Raw genomic sequence first — 7,797 nt, 5'->3', positions numbered from 1 at the left:
CGGCGCCGGGGCCGTCGGTATCACCGTGGTCCGCTTCACCGACGCCGGCGCCCTGCGCACCGCGCTGGAGGATCTTCCGGGCCGGTGAGGATCCGGTCGAGCCCCCTCACACCCTTGGCGGGGCGTGAGTCGGCGCGCTATTGGACGGTCAGTACGTCCACGCCGATGCCGATGGGGTAGTAGCGGAGCATGTCTTGAAAGGTCGCTGTCTCCGCGTACGTGTTGACGACCGACTCGGCCATGATCCCCCGGGCGCCCTTGTTCAGCTTCTCGGGGAGGAAGAAGGTCCCCAGCGGTTCTTCGTATCCCTTCTGGATCTCGAACCAGCGCTTCCACGACGCTCGCACGTCGTACCCGGGCGTCCTGGAACGCCACACCGAGCAGACGTCGTTGAGCCCCCAGGCGAACTCGCGGTAGTGGTCCGGGCCTCCGCCGCCGAACACGTGGAAGGCGAGTTGCGGGGTGCTTCTGGTGCCGCCGAAGGACAACTGGAGCGACTGGTCGCGCTCCCATTCCGCAGGCAGCACATCCGACAGCGTGTTCTCGTTCAGGACGATCCTGGTCTTGTCGTCACCACCGAAGAAGAACTCCGGCCTGAAGGCCGGATCGCAGGTCGTCACCGCATACGTCATGGCGGCGTTGCTCTTGTCGGAGATAGCCTCCACCCAGTACTCCTCCCGTGGGTGGTACACGTTCCGCACGAACGGGCCGCCCTCCAGTGGCGTACGGAAGACGGGTGGCCCGAGCTCCTGCCGGAACTTCTCCAGCGTGTAGCCCGCTCGGAGCTGCCGGAGCTTGCGGTACTCCGCGGCGCGCCAATCCGTCCCCGTCTCCCTGAGGACGGTCACGGCCGTGACGAGGGTGCTGACCGCCGTCAGGAGATTGGACAGGAAGAAGACGGCCACCAGCACGACGTTGCGCTTGGTAAACGAGCTGAACCGCTCACCCGCCGTTGCGCTCGTCTCCGGGGATCGGGGTGCTTCCGGGTCGTCCATGGCCGCTCCATCGTGTCGGCCGCGCTACGGCGTCCACACTTTCAGACCATAGGTCGGGAGCCGAGAGGGCGCACGCCCCCGACGGCCGGTCGGTGGACCAGGGAATCCGAGAACACCCGAGCAGGCCGAGAACAGCCAAGACGGCTCCCTCGGATTCCCTGGTCAGCCGACCGGATCCGGTCCTCCCAGGGTGAGAGCCGGAACGCGGTTTCGCGGAGCTCGTCCTGCCGGACGCTGTCCCACAGCAGCGGCGCGACCTCGAACACGCCAGGCGCTACCAATACGACCTCTACCTCGAAGGCCGGCCGCTCCACCCCTCGGCGAAGCACGGCTCAACAACAGGCTCACCCAGCAAGAAAACACCCCTGCGGGAACCTCGTACTCTTTACTTGCTTTCTCCCGGCACCATCCCGCGCCCGGAATTTTGAGTGACCGGCGGATGCGGCCACCGGTTTCCGGGGATGCCGCGGCGGACAGGGGCTTGGGGGTGCGGCTGCTTTCTGGGTGCGCGAACGACTCCCTGCCTCCCTCTTCCAGCTCCGGCCCGGTGTAGCTTTACAGCCTTGATCCGCCCGTGTGGTGCATCGTAAGGGCATGGGCGCGCACTTCCGGAACGGTCCCCATGGCTACGGCCTCGTCACCAGGACGCTGCACTGGACGGTGGTCCTCGCCATCGCCGTGCAGTTCGCCGTCGGCTACCTCCTCGACGTGGACGACAGCGGACGGGGCAGGGGGCGAGGCCGGGGCCGTGGGGAGGGGCCGGGCAAAGGCCAGGGGCGTGACAGGGGCGGCGACGACGGCTACGAACTCTTCGGCGATGACACGCTGCTCACTGCCCATGTCCTGCTCGGCCTGGCGATCCTCCTGCTGGGAACCGTCCGTCTCGTCTGGCGCCTCACGACGCCCCTGCCCCCCTGGGCGCCCACCCTCGGTACGTTCGAGCGCCGCCTGGCCCACTGGACCGAGACCGCCCTCTACGCGGTGACCTTCGCCATCCCGCTGTCCGGGCTCGCCCTGGTCGTCTCCGGTGAAGACAGCCTGCTCGCCGCCCACGTCACGGCACACCTCGTCTTCTTCATCGCCCTGGCCCTGCACATCGGGCTCGTGCTCAAGCACCAGCTCGTCGACCGCGACCACTTGCTACGCCGCATGCTTTGACGTGCTTGTCCTGGCCGTGATGAGGATCTTCGATTTTCCCCAGGCCCGCTCTCACTCCCCACTTGGTTGCGGACTTAACTGAAGTGATCATGTCGGGGTGACTCAACAACCTGGCCCGTCCCGGCAGCCGCTCCCACCCGATCCCGAGCTGTACCCCGATGTTGCCGCTGCGGGGAGTCTCCGTGCAGCCCTCGCCCAGTGCGCCGCCGAGAACGACCTGGACGTCGGTGAGGTTCGGTCCCCGTCCGACGGTTCGTCGCTCATCCACGCAGGGATCACCAGCCGCAACCCACGGCTGGACCGATTCAGCGTGGACCTCGGATCCGCGGAGCGGGTGTTCCTCATCGCCGCGTGGGGTCAAGGTGTGAATCTCACCAACGGCTCCACCAGCGACCTCGCCGAGCTCGCCGAAGCGGCCGCAGCCTGGCATGCAGGCGTCACTCTGGCCGAACTACAGGCCGCGGCACCATTCCTGGAAGCCAGCCCCCTAGCTCTGGCCCACGAACGCGGTCCTGAGTACGCCGTGGCAGAGAAGTGGAGTCGCTACCTGACACCCGGCCCGTACGAGGACCTGGAAATGCTCCATGCAGCGCACGCCGAGCCCAGACTGAGAGCACTCTTCCCCTTCACCAGCCACGGTGCCCTGATGTTCAGCAGATGCACCGGGTTCCCGTTCTCCCAGGACGTCTCGGCGATCCATCCGCTCGGTGACCACCGCTATGCGGTCCATCACCGCGGCGAGCCATTCTCGCGCGAACCCGGCTACACGGCCGAGGAAGCCGCAGCGGTGGTCGTCGCCCGCATGTCGGAGACCTGGGGGCCTGCGGTCGCAGGGACCCAACACGATCTGCGTGACCGCGAGGACCAGTGACGTCAGAAGGGCGCCCCCAGCGAACGCTGAAGACTGGGGAACTACTACGAGCAGGTCTGTCCATCCCCTGAGCACCGGATGGGGATATTCAACGAGCCTCATCAACCGCGGGTGCGGGCGCAGCGCCTCGGGTGGGACAACCTGACGGCCGTGCAGGAGTGGATGTGTGAGCAAGTCCTCGGGATCGAGCCGGCGACCGAGGAGTAGAAGCCTCGGCCGCGCCGTACACAGGCCGGCAAATGGAAGCTGAACCAACCAAGGCCGCTCGGCAGTTCTACGAGCGCGGGGGCACCTGCGGGTCCCTAGGAAGCACGTCGAACGAGCGGGTCACGAGGAGGCCGCGGTGGCCTGACTCGGCGGAGGAGGCAGGGGTGCCGCCGGGGCGGACACCTGGGCCGGGGGGACGAGGTACACCACGATGATCATCCCGAGGGTGGCGATCGCGATGAACGCCCCGCCGCCGGCGCCCACGGCCACGAGGGCACTGGCGCCGAGGGCGGCCGTGACGATCCCCGCCCCGAGGCCGATGACGACGGCGAGCAGGACGACGATGACGACGGCGATGATCCGGACGGTCTGACGGGAAGGCATGGTGGGGTCCTTTCGGGAAGGAATGGGTGGTACCCGGGTGGTGCGGGCGGTAGAGGAGCAGACGCCGGCGGCTTACGTCTCGTGCCGGCGTTTTCCGGTCGGGGGGCCAGCGCCGGACCGGGTGCCCTGCGACAACGGGCGCCAGAGGGCGTCCAGGAGTTCGCACCAGGTCTCGTCGTCGTCCCGGGCGTCGGCCGTCCGCAGGTAGACGGTGTTCAGGAGCTGGTCCGTGGCGAGTCCGCCGCTCTCCCGGCTGCGCTCCAGGAACGCCTGGATCATGGCCGTGTGGCGGCCGTCCTGGTCCCGGAAGTGGGCGGCGATCATGGCGGTGAGCTGGTCCTCGCGCGGCGGCGAGACGTCCAGCCGGACGCAGCGCCGGAGGAAGGCGGCGGGGAACTGCCGCACGCCGTTGCTGGTGATCACGACGAAAGGGAAGGCCAGGCAGCGCACCCGCCCGTCGCGCACTGGGGCCGTGCCGCCCGGATCGTCGGTGAACACTAGGACCCGCCCCTCCTGGTGGCGGGCGCGGACCAGCTCAGGGCTGGCGCAGGAGCCGCTCTCGAGGACGTGGAGGAGGTCGTTGGGCAGGTCGATGTCGCTCTTGTCCAGCTCGTCGATGAGCAGCACCCGCGGCAGCTCGTACGGCAGCAGGGCGGTGCTCAGCGGACCCAGGCGGACGAAGTCCCCGATCCGGGGGCCTCTCGGCCCGGACGTCTCGCCGTTCGGCTCCCCGGGAGAGCCGAACGCCGGGCCGACGTCCGGGCCGGGCGCCGGGGCGGCGGGCCGGAGGTGTCCGAGCGACGCCTGGGCGCGGCCGATGGCGTCGTACTCGTACAGGCCGGAGCGCAGGGTGCTGCGCGAGGTGATGCCCCAGCGGAGCACACGGCCGAGGCCCAGTTCGCGGGCGACGGGGTAGGCGAGGGTGGACTTGCCTATGCCGGGACGGCCCGTGACGAGCAGCGGCCTGTGCAGCAGCAGGGCCGTGTTGATCAGATCGATGTCGTGCGGGTCCTGCCAGGGGGGTGGCGCGGCCCACGGCGGCGGAGAAGGAGCCGACCGCGTCCACGATGCGGACCAGGCCGGGGATCTGGTGGGGCACCAGGCCGATAATGGCCATGCCGAGAGCGGCGGTGACAGTCCAGTGCACGGAGGACCCCTGAACCTCTCCCGAGGCCGGGTCGGGGGTGGCCTGCGGGGCCGGGGTGGTGGCCTGGGCGGGAACCGCGGCGGTGGCGGTCGGTGCCGTCGAGGATGCCGGTCTGCCGACCGGCGCCGAGGTGGTCGATCACTTCGGCCAGTGTTCGCAGCCGGACGCCGGGGCTGATCGTGCACCCCCGCTCGGCGAGCAGGGGCCGCACCTCGCCGATGGCGAGGAGGACGTGGAACGATCTACGCCTGCTGGAGCGGGCCCGTCACGCCGGGGGCGCGGCCGGTGGCGGCCTGGGTCAGGTGCGTGTGGACGCGGCGGCCTGGGCTGCCGCGTCCGCGTAGTCGCGGACCAGAGGGCGCGTGTCGTCGGCGCGCCAGGCGAGCGCGAAGCGGGACTCCGAGACGCCGTCGACGGGGCGGGTGACGACGCCGCCGCGGGTGAGGAGCGGGGCGTTGCCGGTGGCGACCAGGCAGATGCCGAGGCCGCCGACCAGGGCCTCGTACGTCTCGTCGGCGCTGGCGATCTCTGCGCCGACGACGGGCGGACGGCCGTCCCGGGCGTCCAGGGCCAGCCAGTAGTCACGGAGTGCGGGGCCGGTGTCGGGCAGGGCGAGGAAGGGCTCGTCGAGGAGTTCGGCGAAGTCGATCCGTTCGCGGGCGGCCAGTGGATGGTCCTCCGGCAGGGCCACGAGGCGCGGTTCGGTGGCGACGACGACCCAGCGGAAGCGGTTCGCGCCGGCCATCGGTAGCCAGACGAAAGCCACGTCGCTGCCACGGTCGGCGAGCCCGGCCGTCGGGTCCTCCCAGCCGATCTGCCGCAGCCGGATGGTGGCCCGTGGGTGGGTCGCGGTGAAGCGCGAGCGGATCGCGGGCAGCAGTCCGCGCCGGCCGGGGCTGGTGCTCATCCCGACGACCAGGGTGCCGTTCGCCTCCCCACGTGCCGCCCGTACCGCGCCCTCCGCCTCGTCCCACGCGGCGAGCACCGCCCGGGCGTGCGGCAGCAGGGCCGTACCGGCCTCGGTGAGGCGGACGCCCTGCCGGTCGCGGTCGAAGAGCGGGATGCCGAGCTGCCGCTCCAGGGCCCGGATCTGCTTGCTGAGCGCGGGCTGGGAGACGTACAGCTTCTCCGCCGCTCGTGTGAAGTGCAGTTCCTCCGCGACCGCGAGGAAGTACCGCAGATCCCGCCCGTGCACGTCCGTGGTCATGCCCATGGGCTATCACGACGGATCTTGGACGGGCAACTCCCGCTGTGGTCATGCTCGTTGTGTCACCGCCGAGTGGTCGGCGGGTGAGACGTCCCGATGGGCATCACGAGGGGAACACCATCATGAGCAAGGTATGGCTGATCACCGGCGCCAACAGCGGCTTCGGACGTGCCTTCACCGAGGCGGCGGTCGCCGCCGGCGACGTCGTGGTCGCCGGAGCCCGCCGCGTGGGCGCCTTGGACGACCTGGTCGCCGCCCACCCCGACCAGGTCGATGCCGTCAGCCTCGACGTGACCGACCACGCCGTGGTCGACCGAGTGGTGCGCGAGGTCGCCGAGCGGCACGGCCGCCTCGACGTCCTGGTCAACAACGCCGGCCGTACCCACGTCGGTTCGGTCGAGGAGACCGACGATGCCGAGCTGCGTTCGCTCTTCGACGTGCACGTCTTCGGTCCCGCCGCGCTGACCCGCGCCGTCCTGCCGTACATGCGCGCGCGCCGTTCCGGGGCGATCGTGCAGCTCAGCAGTGTCGGCGGGCAGATGTCGATGGCGGGCTTCGGCGCGTACAGCGCGACGAAGTTCGCCCTGGAGGGCATGTCGGAGGCGCTGGCCGCCGAGGTCAACCCGCTCGGCATCCACGTCCTGATCGTCGAGCCGGGTGCCTTCCGCACCAGCCTGTTCGGCAACGGCAGCCTCAGCCCGGACACGATCGCCGACTACACGGACACGGTCGGCGCCACCCGCGCCTACGTGGAGGGCGGCGACGGCGGCCAGCCCGGCGAGCCGGCGAAGGCCGCGGCCGCGGTCCTGGCCGCCCTGAACGCGGACGAGAAGCCGATGCGGCTCGCTCTCGGCGACGACTCCATCGACACGATCTACGCACACCTGGAGCAGGTGCGCGGCGACCTCTCCGCCTGGGAGAAGGTCGGCCGTGACACCAAACTGGAGCGGTAGGGCACGGCGGCGGCCGCCCCCTGAGCGGCGTACCGGACCGGACTCGGACACGAGGCCGGTCCGGTACCGTCACGATCCGCCGTACCCGGGACAGCGGTGCGGCGGCCGGCCTGCTCCCCGCGCGAGCGGGGGTGTTCCGTCGGCGTCGATCCGGGCTCGGTGCTGTCGCGCTGAAACCTTCCACGAGGGCGAACGAACCGGTGCGGGGCCGTGGGGCAGGGCGGTGGGACATCGACGAGGGCCGCGTCCGGCCGACCGGTGCTCAGCCGCTCGTGCTATCGCGTCCTCCAAGCGTCTCGGGCTACGCAGGGGGTGATCGAGCGGACCATGTGCCGGCTCACCGGCTACCGCCGGCTCGACCACCGCCACGCACGCCACCCCCGCAACCACCTGGCCTCCTCGACCTCGCCGCCACGCTCTGCTGCTGCAAACGACTCATCCGCCTCACCACATAGGACACGGTCTCGCAGCGGGGCCCCGCCGTCCGGCCGGCCGTTCACGTCGGCTCGTGTCAGCTCATGTCGAGACGAGTCGTACGTGGTGTCCCCCGTCCGGACAAGGCGGGGTTCCGGGGCGGGGCGGAGGGGTCTCGTCGTGGAATCCGGCAGTTCGCTGTGATCGACATGCGACACGTCGGGGTCGTCGAGCCCCGCCTGTACAGGGACACCGGGGTGCCGCCTGCATGACGCCCCGCCCAAGACTCTTTCCGCGGCTCCCGCCGGCCAGCCTTCTCAGCCCAATGCCTCCGGAAACTTCTCCGGCGGTGTCATGCGGACGCGGCCCCCGCACCCCTTCTCCAGTGAACGGCTCACACGGAACCCCGCGCGAGCCTCGCCGGAAGGAACACAATGGAACTCGTCATCGCCGCCGTCCTG

7 protein-coding genes and 1 pseudogene are annotated in these 7,797 nt (G+C 70.3%); 4 read left to right on the top strand and 4 right to left on the bottom strand.

Translation table 11 applies throughout. The features are described 5' to 3' along the window. Positions 1-137: 137 nt before the first annotated feature. Positions 138-995, bottom strand: coding sequence for an ETEC_3214 domain-containing protein (locus tag IE321_RS39790; RefSeq protein WP_190226527.1), 858 nt, complete (start codon positions 993-995; stop codon positions 138-140). A 594-nt stretch (positions 996-1,589) separates the two neighbouring features. On the opposite strand from IE321_RS39790, the gene IE321_RS39785 reads away from it, so the two are divergent. Both IE321_RS39785 and IE321_RS39780 read left to right on the top strand, forming a co-directional pair. Continuing rightward, positions 1,590-2,153, top strand: coding sequence for a cytochrome b (locus IE321_RS39785; RefSeq protein ID WP_190226526.1), 564 nt, complete (start codon positions 1,590-1,592; stop codon positions 2,151-2,153). 310 nt (positions 2,154-2,463) lie between these two features. Further along, entirely contained in the window at positions 2,464-3,024 is a 561-nt protein-coding gene (locus IE321_RS39780; protein WP_190226525.1) for a DUF6193 family natural product biosynthesis protein, read from the top strand. A gap of 327 nt (positions 3,025-3,351) precedes the next feature. Here IE321_RS39780 and IE321_RS39775 read toward each other — a convergent pair whose 3' ends face one another. The 3 genes from IE321_RS39775 to IE321_RS39765 all read right to left on the bottom strand — a co-directional run bounded on the left by IE321_RS39775 (position 3,352) and on the right by IE321_RS39765 (position 5,969). After that, positions 3,352-3,615, bottom strand: a complete 264-nt coding sequence (locus IE321_RS39775) for a hypothetical protein (RefSeq protein WP_190226524.1) — start codon at positions 3,613-3,615, stop codon at positions 3,352-3,354. A 72-nt stretch (positions 3,616-3,687) separates the two neighbouring features. Beyond that, positions 3,688-4,497: a MoxR family ATPase gene (locus IE321_RS39770; protein ID WP_190226523.1), complete on the bottom strand. Its 810-nt coding sequence runs from the start codon at positions 4,495-4,497 to the stop codon at positions 3,688-3,690. Positions 4,498-5,060: 563 nt separating this feature from the next. Then, positions 5,061-5,969: a LysR family transcriptional regulator gene (locus IE321_RS39765; protein WP_190226522.1), complete on the bottom strand. Its 909-nt coding sequence runs from the start codon at positions 5,967-5,969 to the stop codon at positions 5,061-5,063. Between the two features lie 122 nt (positions 5,970-6,091). On the opposite strand from IE321_RS39765, the gene IE321_RS39760 reads away from it, so the two are divergent. Continuing rightward, a complete protein-coding gene (locus IE321_RS39760; RefSeq protein ID WP_190226521.1) occupies positions 6,092-6,922 on the top strand; it encodes an oxidoreductase in 831 nt (276 codons plus the stop codon). Between the two features lie 265 nt (positions 6,923-7,187). Continuing rightward, positions 7,188-7,377: pseudogene (locus tag IE321_RS42615) on the top strand (IS5/IS1182 family transposase); the annotation flags it as partial. Positions 7,378-7,797 lie beyond the last annotated feature (420 nt).

Source organism: Streptomyces hydrogenans (genome assembly GCF_014656075.1).
Lineage (GTDB): Bacteria > Actinomycetota > Actinomycetes > Streptomycetales > Streptomycetaceae > Streptomyces > Streptomyces hydrogenans.
This window is presented reverse-complemented; position numbering and strand designations above follow the sequence as displayed.

Excerpts from the sequence above, each read along its gene's own strand:
- IE321_RS39790 (WP_190226527.1), bottom strand. The coding sequence starts at position 995 with ATGGACGACCCGGAAGCACCCCGATCCCCGGAGACGAGCGCAACGGCG.
- IE321_RS39785 (WP_190226526.1), top strand. The coding sequence starts at position 1,590 with ATGGGCGCGCACTTCCGGAACGGTCCCCATGGCTACGGCCTCGTCACC.
- IE321_RS39775 (WP_190226524.1), bottom strand. The coding sequence starts at position 3,615 with ATGCCTTCCCGTCAGACCGTCCGGATCATCGCCGTCGTCATCGTCGTC.
- IE321_RS39765 (WP_190226522.1), bottom strand. The coding sequence starts at position 5,969 with ATGACCACGGACGTGCACGGGCGGGATCTGCGGTACTTCCTCGCGGTC.
- IE321_RS39760 (WP_190226521.1), top strand. The coding sequence starts at position 6,092 with ATGAGCAAGGTATGGCTGATCACCGGCGCCAACAGCGGCTTCGGACGT.